Annotated in this window: 10 protein-coding genes, 1 other RNA gene and 1 pseudogene; all 12 read right to left on the bottom strand. The window is 46.0% G+C overall.

Going from position 1 to position 15,449, the window contains the following annotated elements:
• Positions 1-71: 71 nt before the first annotated feature.
• Positions 72-914 carry a diaminopimelate epimerase gene (gene dapF, locus KUA50_RS06850; RefSeq protein ID WP_218456704.1) on the bottom strand — a complete coding sequence of 281 codons (843 nt, stop codon included), beginning with the start codon at positions 912-914 and terminating at the stop codon, positions 72-74.
• 576 nt (positions 915-1,490) lie between these two features.
• Positions 1,491-1,888, bottom strand: a transfer-messenger RNA (tmRNA) gene (gene ssrA, locus KUA50_RS06845).
• Between the two features lie 169 nt (positions 1,889-2,057).
• Positions 2,058-4,031, bottom strand: coding sequence for an OPT family oligopeptide transporter (locus KUA50_RS06840; protein ID WP_022110034.1), 1,974 nt, complete (start codon positions 4,029-4,031; stop codon positions 2,058-2,060).
• A 40-nt stretch (positions 4,032-4,071) separates the two neighbouring features.
• Positions 4,072-4,944, bottom strand: a complete 873-nt coding sequence (locus KUA50_RS06835) for an aldose 1-epimerase family protein (RefSeq protein WP_218456703.1) — start codon at positions 4,942-4,944, stop codon at positions 4,072-4,074.
• 225 nt (positions 4,945-5,169) lie between these two features.
• Positions 5,170-6,900 carry a lipid A phosphoethanolamine transferase gene (locus KUA50_RS06830; protein WP_218456702.1) on the bottom strand — a complete coding sequence of 577 codons (1,731 nt, stop codon included), beginning with the start codon at positions 6,898-6,900 and terminating at the stop codon, positions 5,170-5,172.
• 12 nt (positions 6,901-6,912) lie between these two features.
• Positions 6,913-8,010, bottom strand: a complete 1,098-nt coding sequence (locus KUA50_RS06825) for a BamA/TamA family outer membrane protein (protein WP_256624224.1) — start codon at positions 8,008-8,010, stop codon at positions 6,913-6,915.
• 163 nt (positions 8,011-8,173) lie between these two features.
• Entirely contained in the window at positions 8,174-9,109 is a 936-nt protein-coding gene (locus KUA50_RS06820) for a PCMD domain-containing protein (RefSeq protein WP_413777452.1), read from the bottom strand.
• Positions 9,110-9,297: 188 nt separating this feature from the next.
• Entirely contained in the window at positions 9,298-10,119 is an 822-nt protein-coding gene (gene menB, locus KUA50_RS06815; protein WP_218456699.1) for a 1,4-dihydroxy-2-naphthoyl-CoA synthase, read from the bottom strand.
• Positions 10,120-10,172: 53 nt separating this feature from the next.
• Complete coding sequence (gene menD / locus KUA50_RS06810) at positions 10,173-12,011, bottom strand: 2-succinyl-5-enolpyruvyl-6-hydroxy-3-cyclohexene-1-carboxylic-acid synthase (RefSeq protein ID WP_218456698.1); 1,839 nt, start codon at positions 12,009-12,011, stop codon at positions 10,173-10,175.
• A gap of 24 nt (positions 12,012-12,035) precedes the next feature.
• Positions 12,036-13,058: a chorismate-binding protein gene (locus tag KUA50_RS06805; RefSeq protein ID WP_218456697.1), complete on the bottom strand. Its 1,023-nt coding sequence runs from the start codon at positions 13,056-13,058 to the stop codon at positions 12,036-12,038.
• Between the two features lie 111 nt (positions 13,059-13,169).
• Positions 13,170-13,583: pseudogene (locus KUA50_RS06800) on the bottom strand (PaaI family thioesterase); the annotation flags it as partial.
• 365 nt (positions 13,584-13,948) lie between these two features.
• Positions 13,949-15,346 carry a threonine/serine ThrE exporter family protein gene (locus tag KUA50_RS06795; RefSeq protein ID WP_134842407.1) on the bottom strand — a complete coding sequence of 466 codons (1,398 nt, stop codon included), beginning with the start codon at positions 15,344-15,346 and terminating at the stop codon, positions 13,949-13,951.
• Between the last annotated feature and the right edge of the window lie 103 nt (positions 15,347-15,449).

Below are 15,449 nucleotides of genomic sequence, written 5' to 3'. Positions count from 1 at the left end.
TTAAATGCTAAATGTTTAATGTTAACTTCGTGAATGCAGCTAAATTTCTCATTTCTCATTTTTAACATTTCTCATTCCACCTGAATCTCACCCTCGAATACGAAGGCTGCAGGACCAGTCATATATACGTGTTCGTCTTCCTCGTTATATTCGATTTGCAAAGTTCCTCCATCCATCACGATACTGCTTTTTCGTCCAGCACGCTTGGTAAGGAATGCGGCTACGGCCGTGGCACAAGCCCCTGTTCCACAGGCCATTGTTATTCCGCTTCCTCTTTCCCAAACTCGTGTTCTAATGATGTCTGTATCTGTCAATTGTGCAAATTCGATGTTACAGCGTTGAGGAAAGGCTTGGTCTCTTTCGAGGATTTTTCCATAGTGGGCGATGTCGATAGTATCGATGTCATCCACGAAAGTTACGAAATGTGGATTTCCCATACAAACGTAAGTGCCTTCAAAGATTCTTTCGTCTGCAGCAAGTACAGAAGGACCTATGAATTGCTCAGGATTTTCCAATTTGGGTTTCAGCATATCTACTGTTACCGAATCTACAATTTGATGATTATCCTGAATATGCAATTTCAATATCTTGATGCCTGATAGTGTTTCAAGCCGTATGGTGTCTTTTCGGGTCAATCCTTTTTCATAAAGATATTTTCCGATACAGCGACTTGCATTACCACACATCATGGCTTCAGAGCCATCAGCATTGAAGATGCGCATGGAGTAGTCTGCTCTTCTGCTATCCTTTGGTTTGCCGATAAGAACCAGTCCATCGCTTCCAATACCTGTGTGATAAGCACTCCAGGCTATAGCTGCCTTTTCTGGGTCGGGGATGTCGTACAACTGGGTATCTACATAAATGTAATCATTTCCAGCTCCATGCATCTTTGTGAAATGAACTGTTTCTTTCATATTGTGTTGTCCTTTAAGTTTGATACTTCTCGCATGAATCCTGGTTTCTCTTGCATGAGATCAGAACCTATATGCGATTGATAATCTCTTCATTCTCTTGTTTTATCCCTTTAAAGAAGTTAAATTCTTTTGCGGAAATTAACATAGTGATAGTCATTTTGTTATTTTGATGACTATTTGCTTGTTTACGACTGCAAAGATACGACGTTTTGTCGAAAAACAAAGAAAAAATAATCTATTTTTATCAACTATTTTATGAGTTCTTTTGATTTGTAAGCAATAGGGTATTTAATTCTTTCAGATTGAAAGTGATTTTGTTTTATATGTGATAAAATATCAATAGAATAATTGCTTGTAGTGTCTTTGTGTTCTTTTATATCGAGTTTTGCTTGCAAAATGTTGGTATTTTGGGGTTAATGTAGCTCAAAGTGTAAGGCCAAATCTGCGAAAATCCACGAGTAATCATCTGTGGAACAAGAATGTTCCGTAAACTCTGCGTAATCCGATGAATAAAAACTATGAAGAAACGAAAAAGAGAGTGTGCCATAAGTTCATGACACACCCTCTTTTTCGTAGAAGTGGAGCTGGAGGGAATCGAACCCTCGTCCGCACAAGGAAACCATACGCTTTCTACACGCTTATTCCAGCCTTTGATTTTCGAAGTATGACAAGACCTGGACCACCAATCATACCCTTATCCTCTAAAATTTCACCCGAGCATCGAGGCCTACCCGAGCTATTTCCGATTTACCTGCACCGCTTGACCAACAAGATTCGGAACTACATCCGTTGAGCGATGTCCCGTTCCATCACCTAGTGACGGAATAAAGCTAATCTACTGTACTTCGATTAGGCAGCGAGAGCGTAGTTATTTTCGCCAATTAATTTTTTGTTCACTAAGATTTAGGAGGTAGCCAACGAGCCTCCGCGTGCTTACGTACCATTTCATCTCGCCGTCAAATCCAGTCAACCCCGAATCTGTCTTTTCTCAATGACGATACCAAAACATCCCAATCCATAAGCCTGAAACTCTTGGATTGGGATGCAAAGATAAAGCGATTATTTGAAATCTCCAAATATTTTGCTACTTTTTTTGTTAGAAACCATAAAATATCGCTCTTTTATGCGATTATAGTTCCTTGATTACTTCTTGGTAGCTCTGATAAAGAAACCTATCAAGAGGATATAGGCTATGAGCGAACAAACCTCTGACATAGGGTTGACCCACCAGTTTTCTGCGATGCTGGCTTCAATGCCGCCAAATTTGAGCAGCGCACTTACTACACCCATCAGGGCACCACCGGCAATAAAACCGCTGGCGATGAGTGTACCCTTTTCGCCGCGTTCATTATTCACCTTAGCATCCTTAGAGCGGGAAGTTACATACCAGTTGATGGCACCACCTACCAACAGTGGGACATTCAGCTCCAATGGAATGAACATACCGAGCGCAAAAGCCAATGCTGGAATCTTGAAATAGGTGAGTACGATGGCGATGACTGCACCGATGCCGTAGAGTACCCAAGGAGCACCCACACCGTTCATCAATGGGTCGATGACGGCAGCCATGGCATTTGCCTGAGGAGCAGCGAGAGAACCGGATGCAAAACCGTAAGTCTCATTCAGAAGCATCATCACACCGCCTACTGTTGCAGCACTTACCAGAGTACCGAGGAATTTCCAACCCTCCTGTTTTTTAGGAGTGGTACCAAGCCAGTAACCTATCTTGAGGTCGGTGATAAATGAACCTGCCACTGATAATGCGGTACAAACCACACCACCCATGATTAGCGCTGCCAACATACCGCCTGGGCCTTTCAATCCTACAGCCACCATCACTACAGAAGCGAAGATGAGTGTCATCAGGGTCATACCTGATACAGGATTAGAACCTACGATGGCAATAGCATTGGCTGCCACGGTAGTAAAGAGGAAAGCGATAACAGCTACCAGCAGGATGGCGATGACGGCGAAGAGGAGATTGCCCTCCATCACACCAAACCAGAAGAAGAGGAAGGTGATGAGGATGGTTACAATCGAACCGATAGCGATAATCTTGAAAGAAATGTCACGCTGAGTACGCTTCACATTTTCGTCCACATCGCTCTTGCCCTTCAGTTCTTGTGCTGCCAAACCTACAGCGCTCTTGATGATACCCCAACTCTTGATGATACCGATGATACCTGCCATGGCAATGCCACCGATACCGATACTGCGGGCGTACGCTCTGAAGATTTCTTCAGGACTCATAGCTCCTACGGTCTTCACGATACTTGGATCCCAGGCACTCAGCACACTGTCGTGGAAAGCAATGCTCATACCTGGTACGATCAACCACCATACGACGAGTGAACCCAAGCAGGTGTAGAAGGCATATTTCAAACCGATGATGTAACCCAGACCGAGTACGGCAGCTCCAGTATTCACCTTGAATACGAGTTTTGCCTTGTCAGCAAGGTCGCAACCCCAACCGACTACACGGGAAGTAAAGTTTTCGTTCCACCATCCTAAGCTGGCAACGATGAAGTCATAGAGACCACCTACCAGACCAGCGATAAGCAAAGGTTTTGCCTGATCGCCGCCCTTGGCACCACTTACCAGTACCTGTGTGGTAGCAGTCGCTTCTGGGAAAGGATACTTGCCGTGCATATCGCTTACGAAATACTTGCGGAAAGGTATCAGAAACAAGATGCCGAGCACACCACCGAGAGCCGAAGCCATGAAAATCTTCATAAATGAAGTTGTCATGTCTGGATACTTTGCCTGCAGGATATAGATGGCAGGTAAGGTGAAGATAGCACCTGCTACCACAGCTCCTGAACAGGCACCGATACTCTGGATGATGACATTCTCGCCAAGAGCCTTGCTGCGCTTGGTAGCGGTGCTGACACCTACTGCGATGATAGCGATAGGAATGGCTGCCTCAAAAACCTGACCTACCTTCAGACCCAGATAGGCTGCGGCGGCAGAGAAGATGATCGCCATCACGATACCCCAAGTCACTGACCATCCGTTCACCTCAGGATAAACTTTGTCGGGCGACATCAGCGGCTTGTACTCTTCCCCGTCTTTCAGCTCTCTGAAAGCGTTTTCGGGGAGGTTCATTTCTTCTTTCATTTTTTGTAATGTTTAATGTTGAATATTAAGTTGTTGTATGTTATTTTTCGATTCTAATAATATACTCACTCATGAAACTTGCTCCTGGCTGGAGGCGGTTCATCAGATATTTGTCTTTAAATTCGCCTTCAAACTCTGCCCAGTCGCTCAATCCATACCATGGTTCGATGCAGACGAATGGAGCATGCTTGCCTGTTGGATTCCAGATACCTACGGCAGGAGTCTTGAATTCTAATGTTACGTGAGGTTCACCCTGTTCGTTGAGAATGCTCACCTGCTTTACCTGGCTCTTGTCGAAGATTACCGCATCCTCTGCAAATGTCTCCTCGTTTACTTCCCAGATACCCTTCTCAGTTTTCACGGTCTCCTTAGCCTGGCGGTCGATGCATCCGCTCACGTTACCATACAGGCGAACAGGTGCTTCGTTGTCGAGCTTCAGGGTAGCCTTCATCTCCTCGCCCTTCTTGCAACCTGGAACCAGGAATGCTGGGTGACCGCCAATCTGGAACATGATTTCCTTGTCATCGGTGTTTTCTACATGCCAGATAACGTGAATCTCGTTGCCTTCCAGACGGTAAGAGATGGCAAGATTGAAATGATAAGGATAATTCTTCAGGGTCTCCTCATTATCGATGAGGGCGAAGGTGAGACGGTCAGCAGTTTTGCCAACCAACTTGAACTCTGTATCACGGGCGAAGCCATGACGTGGGAGTGTATATTCCTTGCCGTCAATGCGATAGGTGTCCTTCCACAAACCGCATACGATAGGGAAGAGGATTGGTGAGTGGCGATTCCAGTACTTCTCGTCACCATCCCAAAGATATTCATTACCATTGGCATCCTTGATACTCTGAAGTTCTGCGCCGAGAGATGAAATCTCCAATGTGAGCTGATCGTTTTTAATCTGTTCCATTTTCTTTTGTTTTTTAGTCTTTAATGTATGTTTAAACTTTATTGTTTAATTCTTTGTTGTTTATATTTTAGATTCATCTATATGAATGCATTTGCCCTTGAAAGTATCCTTATGACACTTTCAAGGGCAAAGATACTACTTTTTTTCGTAAAAGAGATAAAAAATGAATTATTTTTCATTTTATCTATCATTCTTCTTTCTATTTGCCATTTTCTTTCTGGTTTTCTATTTGTCAAATCCACAGTCGGCTTGCGGAATTGCTTCATCATGGTCGTTGAGATACAGCAGAGGCTCTGGATGATAGCCCGAATTTGCTACGGAATATCTGTCTATACGGTATCGGGTGGCAATACCGCCGAGCTGTAGCATCGTGTGGAAGGCAGAACGGCTGCTTTGTATCTCCTTATGTTTATTCTGGGAGAGAGCCGCATCTACTCTTGGTTCCTGATGCTCATAACTCCTTGATGTCCAAATCAGGAAAGGTACGTCCAGTTCATAATGCGAAGCACGTGGCGCGGCATGTAGGAAGAGTTTCCTGCTGTCATCGAAGATATTCTCTCCGTGGTCGCTTGTATAGAGCATGGCACTCATGCCGCCTTTCTTCTGCAGACGTTCGATGATGCTGTGCAATACGTAGTCGGTATAGCGGATGGTATTGTCGTAAGCGTTCAACAGGTCGCGGCGGTTTTCTGCTTTGGCATCACTCTGGCTGTCTGGCAGGAAATGCGCCATGTTTCGCGGATAGCGTTCCATATAGTTGAAGTGTGATCCGTATGTATGGAGCACGATGAAGAGTTTCTGATGTTTTCTGCTCAGTATCTGGTCGAGAATTGGCAACAGGTCTGCATCATAGACATTGCCTTTTTCGTCCATCTTGGCCAGTTTCCCCTGCCCGTACATTTTGTCGAATGTTTGACCATACGTCTTGTCGAATGCCTCGTTTCTGTCTCCGGTCTTGATGAAAGCCCATTCGTCAGCCTGTTCACCCAGGAAGTCGATGAAGGAGTGGTTGGGGAGTTGATTGCTTAGGAAAACGGTATGAAAACCGGCTTCCCTGAAGGCTGCCAGGATTCCCTTCTCGTGGAACAGACGCTCGAAGTCGCTGGCTGAGGCTGCCGAAAGGAGCATCGGCACGCTCTTGTGGGTTGTGTTCGACTGGGTTGTCACCTTGTCGAATGCCACGAGTCCTGCTGTCTTGCTGAGCAGTGGATTGGTATCACGTTGGTAACCATAGAGGCTGAAATTGTGTGCTCTGGCTGTTTCGCCCACTACCATCACATATACTTCACTGGAATCGGCTGGATGGGTAGAAGTGGCATTGAATCGGAAATTCTGGGAGGCTTCCTGATAATTTACTGAGGCGTTGTTGCGCTGCACGGCTAAGCCGAGATTGTAGAACACATTGGCAGGGTAGAGCTGATCCTGTAACTTGTAATCATCTGAAAACCAGTATGTAAAGCCCAGGAAGAGCAGACCTGTTATAGTTGTTGAGGCTCCCCATTTATGCATTCTTCTCTGCCAATTGCTCGATAGTGGAGCCCACCGTTTGCTTCTGATGGATATGATTCCTAAGATGAGCAGCGGTAGATATACGATGAATACTCCGGCCACGGCTGGTACCAGATTGTCGAGCAGTTCCATAGCCTCACCAGGATTGGTGGTCACGAGGTTGAGGAACATATCCACGGCTATCACTCCTTTACCGAAGAGGTAGAGGAGTACCAGTTGGAATGCTGCAAAGAAGATCAGGATGAAGCATATCCATATCATCTTGCCCGTTTTCTTGTAGAGTGACATCAGTAGCATATAGATGCCCAATGGCAGTATGATATTGGTGGCACTCGCCCAGAGTGACAGGCGCTCCGTGATACAGAGAGCGATGTTGGGCAACAGTAGTGCCAGCGTCGCATAGATATAGAGTAGCTTATTGAAATTGTCTTTATTGATAAAGTTCATTATTTTTTTTGATTAAAATGCCTCGTTGATACTAAACAGGAATCCAGATTGTCCTGCTTTTCCGAATCCGTAGTCAAGGCGTACATTTACATTCTTCTTGAATTCCCAGCGGTATCCCAATCCGTAGTTAGGCAGGATGTGTCGGGAACGGATGTTGCTGAACTTGCTGAATACGGTTCCGGCACCTACCCAGATGGTCAGACTGTTGCGCTTCCATATATGTTGGCGAAGTTCCACCTGCGCCTCTATCTTATGTTTGTCCCTATATCGTCCTTCGTAGTATCCGCGCATGGAGTTGCTGTTGCCCAAGAGAGCCATCATGCCCCAAGACGGGTTGCCGAAATTGAGCATTGTACGGAAATCCTCTGCCAGGATGGCGCCCTTCCATACTTTCTGGTAGGCATCCACTTGTAGTTCGGTGGTACTGAAAGCATAATCGTTGCCCATGAACCGTGGTCGGAAACATTGGGTCAGATTGATGTAGAGGCCCTGATGTGGGTAGGTAAGCACATCTCTTGAATCATAGACGGCAGAGAAACCGGCACCTAAATTCCAGGTATGCCTGTCCATGCCGTTGAGCAGTTCTGGTCGTTCTACGTTTTTACCTATCACATAGTCATAGCTCACCATGGGACCGATGTAGAAGTTGCTTCCCAGGTGGAAGAGAAAATTACCCTTGATGCGGGCTTGCCATCGCTTCATCTCACTTTTGTTACTGTCGTCATTTCCCATGTTGTATCCCATGCCCCAGTAGTCGCAGGGAAAGGAATAGAAATAGACGGTATAGTCGGCACGATACTTATCCTGTGGAAAAATGTGGGTACCCCTGATGCCTAACATGTAGAATCCTACAGTGCTTACATCACTGAAGAGAGACACGTTGGAAGGAGGCAGGATCGTATCATTGGGGTTGGTACGATAGAGTCCTGCAGCCACAAGTCCTAACCCTAGTTTGGTGTCGGTACTGTAGTGTGGACCGCCGATGATGCTGAAGTCGAATTTCTTATGCTTCTTGTTTTTGTTGGCATCATTGAAATAGTCGAGAAATCTCGTTATGAGAGATTTCTTTTTCTCAGAAGTATGGAGGGTATCAGACTCCTCGGTAGTCATCACATGGATGCTGTCTTCTGGAAGATAATCTGTTATCGCTTTGGCACAAGAAGGTTCTGACAAAGCAAGCCAGATGAGGCACATGAGTAGATGCTTCATGAAACTATTTTTCCTAAATAAGATATTGTTGCTTCTTATATATATAATAAGGTGTGGGACGCGATTAATAAACGAGTCCCACATTGTCTATCCAGAATGTGTTTCCTGGAGTTCCGATATATGCTCCGCCATGAGAGGAAGAGAACTGTAATACGAGATGAGTTGGAGTTTCATTGGCAGCTGCCCATCCTACTTCCTTTACAGGTACGCTCTTGCCCTTGCTGTTGCGTGCATAGTCGGTAGTACGAAGTCCCATAAGAGATGCATTATATCCTGCCATGTGGCGGATATCGCCATAATGTATCTCGTAAGTGGCATTTTCCACCCATCCACTGGTACTCTTGCCATATTTCACCACTACGGTACCTACGCGCTTGGCGGTAATATTGCCTCTGGCATCCTCATGACGTTTCTGCAGATAAAGGAGAGTTACGGCATAGTCATGCCCCGCTACGGTAGAGGCACTGCTGAACCCCGTCTGCTTGATGCGGTTAGGACTGGTGCTGAGGTGAGTCTTGTAGTCGTATCTCAAAGCCTTTGGACGGGCGGTGAAAGGAATACCCCAGTTGATAGCCTTCGGACCATCCTTGGTACCCGTGATAGGTTCACGTACATCGCCCAGAAAGAGAGAACCGGCTGCCAGTACCTTGATGTTGATAAGGCCGAGCACCTTCACCTTCTCGATATGGGTGACGAGTTTGGCACAATGGCCATGACCGGCGTGGGTATCACGATATACAGAGCAGTTGGTCTTGTAGATACCGGATACATGAGCCAGGACATTGGAGGTTCCCCAAGGAGAGCCGCCTTTGTTGGTATATGGGTTGTTGCCAGAGAGCGACATGTTGGGACCTACCTCATAGAGCGTCTTTTGGTTGCCACCAATAATTCCTGATTCCTTAATACTTCTTGTTACCCATTGATCCATGTTTCCATACTTAAATGGAACAAATTTACCCGCACCCTGTGCTCCCATTGTTATGGTTGAACAGAGTGTCATAGCTAAGATTAATCTTTTAAATTTCATACTGTAACTTTTATTACTTTTGTATTTCGGCTGCAAAGATAGAAAAATATTTTTGTATTTCGAGTTTTTCTATAGAAAAAAATGCAGAAAAGAATGAATCTGTAGCCAAAAAGGTAAATCTCCAGTGGATATATGTTTACTTGATGGAAAATGATGGATTTTTATGGGAACATCGGGTAGTCGTCAAAGTTTGGTTTGCGCTTCTCCAGGAATGCCTTACCACCTTCCTGAGCTTCATCCATCGTGTAATAAAGCATGGTGGCATCTCCAGCTAGTTCTTGAATACCAGCCTGTCCGTCAAGTTCTGCATTCAGACCTGCCTTGATCATGCGGAGGGCGAGAGGAGAGCGTTCCATCATGATTTCTGCCCATTCCACACAGGTATCTTCCAGTTGGTCGAAAGGCACTACCTTGTTCACCATGCCCATTTCTTCTGCTTCCTTGGCAGTATATTGCTTGCAGAGGAACCAGATTTCGCGTGCCTTCTTCTGACCTACCATGCGGGCAAGGTATGAAGCACCGAAACCGGCATCGAAACTGCCTACTTTTGGACCTGTCTGGCCGAAGATGGCATTCTCTGATGCAATAGTCAGGTCGCACATGACATGGAGCACATGACCGCCACCGATGGCATAACCGTTTACCATGGCGATGACTGGTTTTGGCAAGCGGCGTATCTGCATCTGCACGTCGAGTACGTTGAGACGTGGTACTCCATCGGAACCCACATAGCCACCACGGCCTTTCACGTGCATGTCGCCTCCCGAACAGAATGCCTTGTCGCCTGCTCCTGTCAGAATCACGACACGGATGCCCTGGCACTCACGGCAATAGCTGAAGGCTTGTGATATCTCCCAGGTGGTGAGTGGGGTGAAAGCATTGCGGTAACGCTCACGGTTGATGGTAATCTTTGCGATGTGATTGTATTCTTCGAAGATGATTTCCTTGAAATCAAATCCTTCTATTTTCTTCCAATTTCTCATATGTTATGAATGTTTGTTCTAATTCTCATGGATGGGATTGAATGTATCCCGTTTTATAAACTTTTGAAGTAATCTTCCAGTGCCCGGTTGTCTGCATCGATGTCGGTGAATACTTCGAGAAGCATCGGTCTCTCTGAGTCAGAATGGATGAGTTGGTCAATACCATACTTCATCGTTTTCATATTGTCTGCTCCCAGATAGGTGATATCGTTTGCCTGACAGATGTTGACAGCTGAAGTCTGGTGTTCTGCCATCACGAGGTTTTCTCTGGCTGCACTTTCCTTCAGTCCTTTGAACTTGCCGAAGATGGCGCCACCGCCATTATTGAGTACGATGATGCGGAGACTGCCGTTGAGGTTCTGGTTCCAGAGGGCATTCTGGTCGTAGAAGAAACTCAGATCGCCCAGGATGCAGAATACCTTCTGTTGTTTTTTGGCATCTGGATGATGATATTCCGAGAGATAGATGGATAGTCCTGCTGCTGCGGAGAGTGTTCCCTCGATACCATTCACGCCTCTATTGCAGAATACGTATTGATGCGCATAGATACAACCCAGGCGTATTGCCATACTGTTGCCATAGAATACGCGGCATTCTCTGCTGTCCTTCTTGGAGTTGGCATGAAATTCCTGTTCAAAATACCTGACGGTAGCCATGCTGCTGTATTCCGGTTTATAATCGTAGGCGTGCCGTTTGGCATGTCGTAAGGCTGTCGTCCAGAGGTCCCGGTAATCATTCACCTCATCTGGATATTTCTGCTCGTAGGAGGTCATGGCATCTGCCAGCTGATGCACATTTGCCTGGAAAATCCGGTCGGTTCGCATGAAGGTGTCGATATAGTCGCCGTCCTTGCTCACTCGCCATACCTGTGCCTTTTGGGCTGCTTTTCTCAGAAACTGCTTGAGTCGCTTGCTGACGATGTTGCCGCCTGTATAGAGAATGAAGTCTGGCAGGTAGGCTTCTTCATCGAAATCCGGGTCTTCTGCTTTTTTGACTTCTATCTGATAGAGTACTTCTTCAAAGTTAGTCATCAGTTGGGATGTCGAAAATTTCCTGTCAGCAGGATCCTTACTGTCGAGTCCCAAAGCGGTTGGTTCACAGAGTATGACTGCCCAGTTCTGAATATTCTTGATGCCATAGAGTATGGAGGCAGGATAGTCTTGTCCGATGACTATCATCGGCTTTTTGGCTTCGAGAAAGTCAAGCAGATCGCCATAGTGGAAATCTCCGCTCCACATTCCCGAACGGATGTAATCCACTTTATGGGCTTGTGGCAGTTGACGGCATGTAAACTCATAGAGGGGTTCCGGTATCGGAATATTGATGTGTACCGGTCCTATCTTGCGGTGTTTGCAGTCGATAAGGGCTTCGTTGACCAAGCGCTCACAAAGCCATGCCTGTTCATCGTGCATGCTGTTGATAGCTTCGGCATTTGCAGGCAGGCATCCTTCTTCGCTATGAATGCGAGGAGTGATAATAGGCAGGTTCACGCTCTTGTTGACCATTGTTCCGAAAACATCCGGTTGTGGAAGGGTCTGCCCATCTTGTTGCCCGATCCATGCGCCCGGCCGGTCTGCTGAGATGAAGATAACTGGCAGTTTCTGATAGTATGCTTCTGCTACCGCTGGGTATAGGTTGAGTAATGCAGAACCAGAAGTGACGCATACTGCTACTGGGTCTGGACAGGGTGAAGGGTCACCCAAGGCCATTCCTAATGCTACGAATCCCGCACTTCTCTCATCCGTTACGGGATAACAGGTGATGCCGTCTATCTCATTGAGGTTATGCACCAGAGGTGCGTTGCGACTGCCCGGACATACCACAACTCTCCTAACTCCATGTCTTTTCAGTACACTGGTCAGTATATTTACATTCTCAATATTGCTAAACACGAATCTGCTTTTTTTAATGTATGATTACTTGATGATAACAGCTCTCATGGTTCCTAATTTTGCCTCTGTTTCTTCCCATTCCTTCTGCATTTCACTTTCTGCAAGCAGTCCTCCGCCTGCATACAGTTGGAAGTTGCCACCCTGGTGTATATTCATGCATCTGAGTGAAACATAGAGTTGGGTTTCTCCCGAAGGCATGAGGGGACCCACGAATCCGCTGTAGTATTTGCGGTTGATACTTTCATGATCCAGGATGTATTGGCGGGTTTCTTCCTTGGGAATACCGCAGATAGCTGGGGTAGGAAAGAGTGCATCCAGTACATCGCCTAAGCAGTCGGTATCTTCCAGTCGGAAGAGAAAATCAGTACGAAGATGGTAGAGGTTGGCAGCCATTGTGGTGAAGGGACCTTCCTTGCTGTATTCATCCGTAAATTCTGAAATGACTTCCTCGATGTAGTCGGTTACGTACTGCTGTTCTTCCTGTTCCTTCTTCGTCCAGTCTGTTTTTTCTCCGGCATGTGTACCAGCCAGGGCCATGGTCTTGAATTCGCATCCGTTTCCACTGAGCAGTATTTCCGGCGTTGCCATGAGCCATGTGCCCGATTGGGTTGTGGAGATGAGCGCGATAAAGAGGCGTGGGTATATCTGGCAGGCCTTCTTGAAGAGTTCTTCTGCCTTCAGTCCTTTGGCTTCAGGTGATTTCAGGTGTGAGCAGCGAGCCAATACGATTTTGTCGAATATTCCCTTGGTCAGTTGCTGATGGAAATCTTCGAAATCTTTCTGGTATGCTTCTTTCTCGCTGACAGATTCTGGAAAATGAATCTTCTTATTGTCTGTTGTTACTTCCTGGATAGGGAAGTGCTTGACCACATCGGGGCGCATCAGGAGAATAGGACATTCTTCCGAAGGCATGAAAGGGGCGATGACGAAACCATGTTTCCCATTCAGTTCATTGACGGAATTGAGTTTTTCGGGATCATCATCATGCTGCATCACCAACGTATAGTGATCTTTATAGGGGAGTCGATAAAATGCAAATGCTGACATGCTGTTTTAGTCCTCCTGATTGGTTGATGGGTTTTCTGTTGCTTGCATAGGGGTATCATCTTCCTGTAGCGGTTTATCCTCAGCATCCTGCAGGTTTACCTTCTTTCCGCTGTCTTTTTTAGGAGTGAAGACGTAGTTGGTTACCTGTACAGTACAGATGATGTCTCCAGCTGAGTTCTTGATATCTATTTTCCATGTATGCAGGGTTCTTCCCTTATGGATGAGCTTACCGAATGCAGTAACGGTATCGCCCTCAGAAACTGCCAGAACATGGGTACCGCTTACGTTGATGCCCACGGCTATTTGGCCCGGACAAAGTGCCAACGAACCTACACCTGCCAGATTTTCTGCCAGTGCAAGTGAGGCACCCCCACTGAGGAATCCGAAAGGTTGCTTGTTTCTTTCATCCACTTTCATGGTGGCTTGGAGCGTGTCAGGCTCTGGAGTTGATATAAAATGCATTCCGAGGGTCTGGGAAAGACCATCTGTTTTTTCTATTCTATCAATAAAATGTTCTATATTCATAGTCTTAATTCCTTTTTGGTTCTGTTTAAAGGCAAAGATACAACAAATAATTGAAATAGGGAGAGAAAAAGAAGAAAAAATCATTAATAAAACAAAATATGCCATCAAAAATGAGAAAAGATATTTACATCTTTGTAAAGGACAGGACATTTATCTGAAGCGCTTCTTTTCCGAGAGTCATGACCCACTTTTATTTTTCCCTGTCCAGGGAATCAATTTTCATGATATCATTTTATTCATCTTTTTTTGTCGGTTTTCTTCATAGTAATAAAAACTATGAAGAAAAAAGTGGACCTGAGAAGCATTTTAAGCAACCCAGGTCCACTTTTATAATTGAGTCTTGTTCTTTTTGATGAAATAAGGCTCTATTTGATTTCTACTTCATGCAAATCCACAAATTCGCCGTTCTTCTTCTTTCTTTCCACAAGCATATTGAAGAGCTTGCGCTTGCGGTTGTCTGCAATAAAGCGGCGGAAGAAGACATTCGGAATGGCTACACCCAGAGCGATGCAGATGATAGCAAGCGATGCCTTGATGGCATTGTTCATACCTACCGTAACCTCACCTACCACACCGTGCATATCAATGAAAGCAAAGAGTGCACGATACATCAATACACCCGGTACCATAGGGATTACACTTGGAATCGTGATACACTGGTGAGGAGTGTGGAACCAGTGACGGGCCTTGATGACAATGATACTGATGAGGGCTGAACCTGCCAATGAGCCGATGCTCAAACCCATATCCAGACCGATATTGCCATTGCTTGGACCGAGGTTCACAAAGTTACGGAAACATACGGCGATGATACCTCCTACGGCTACTGCTGGCAACAGTCTTCTCGGAATACTGAAAATGGTAGAGAAACCCATAGCTGATACGGCTGCTGCGATGGCAAATTCCCAATATTCGTGGTGAGGAGTCATGGTGAGATCCGTCACAAAGTTGTCGATGTGACATACTTGGATGGCAAATGCAATACCGAATGCCATAGACAGAACCATCAGCAACGTGTTGAGTGCTCTTACCATACCCACCTCGATATATCCATCGAGCATATCACTCACAAAGTTGATCAGTGGCACACCCGGTACGATAAAGAGGGCACACGCCATCAGTGGATGCCAAGGAGTAGCAGAATGCATGAAATCTGGCAGGCTGTTGGCAATGCTTGGATTGAGCGAAAGGAAAGAGGTGAGCCATGCGATGAGAGTAGCAACAAATGCTGAGATACCGATAGCCACATAGTTATTGCAACCTTTGGAAGGCAGGAACATACGAAGGCGGAAACCGAGGATGGCTGCCAATGAACAATAAAAGAATGCTGGCCAGTCACAACCGAACTGAATGCAGAATCCACCGCAGGCAAATCCACCGCCGATGGCTACCTGCCAAGGGGTGAAACTGCGTGGAGTTGCCTTTACCTCGTTGAGTGCTGCCTCATATTGGTCGAGCGAATAGTCTTCCTTGATGGCACGCCAGGTCAACTTACTGATCATTGAAATGGATGTCAGGTTGATGCCGTGCTTCTCGCAGCGCTGGAACTTAGAGAACGAGTGCTGCTCGTCACTATAGTTCACCATCAGGACGTTCCAGTTGATGTAGAGATGCAGGTATTTCTCGTCGAGTCCTAAGAAAGCAGCAGCTCGTTTCATTGTGCGCATGATGCGTGAGGTGTCGGCTGCGCTCTCCATGAGGATGCTTCCTGTACGGAGCAGAAGGTCGAGTTTTCTACGAAGTTCGGCCTCGGAAATCTCCATACACTTGCAGTTGTCTTTCTCGTTACCACACTTGCATGTCTTGTTTTCTTCTGAATTGGCTAAGATTGCCCCTAATTCATTCTCCTTTTCCATGAATGTCTTT

It is taken from the genome of Segatella hominis (genome assembly GCF_019249725.2).
Lineage (GTDB): Bacteria > Bacteroidota > Bacteroidia > Bacteroidales > Bacteroidaceae > Prevotella.
Note: the sequence above shows the minus strand (reverse complement) of the source record. Positions and strands in the feature narration are given on the sequence as shown.

Coding starts and splice junctions, on each gene's coding strand:
- dapF (WP_218456704.1), bottom strand. CDS start 914: ATGAAAGAAACAGTTCATTTCACAAAGATGCATGGAGCTGGAAATGAT.
- KUA50_RS06840 (WP_022110034.1), bottom strand. CDS start 4,031: ATGAAAGAAGAAATGAACCTCCCCGAAAACGCTTTCAGAGAGCTGAAA.
- KUA50_RS06835 (WP_218456703.1), bottom strand. CDS start 4,944: ATGGAACAGATTAAAAACGATCAGCTCACATTGGAGATTTCATCTCTC.
- KUA50_RS06830 (WP_218456702.1), bottom strand. CDS start 6,900: ATGAACTTTATCAATAAAGACAATTTCAATAAGCTACTCTATATCTAT.
- KUA50_RS06825 (WP_256624224.1), bottom strand. CDS start 8,010: ATGACTACCGAGGAGTCTGATACCCTCCATACTTCTGAGAAAAAGAAA.
- KUA50_RS06820 (WP_413777452.1), bottom strand. CDS start 9,109: ATGACACTCTGTTCAACCATAACAATGGGAGCACAGGGTGCGGGTAAA.
- menB (WP_218456699.1), bottom strand. CDS start 10,119: ATGAGAAATTGGAAGAAAATAGAAGGATTTGATTTCAAGGAAATCATC.
- KUA50_RS06805 (WP_218456697.1), bottom strand. CDS start 13,058: ATGTCAGCATTTGCATTTTATCGACTCCCCTATAAAGATCACTATACG.
- KUA50_RS06795 (WP_134842407.1), bottom strand. CDS start 15,346: ATGGAGATTTCCGAGGCCGAACTTCGTAGAAAACTCGACCTTCTGCTC.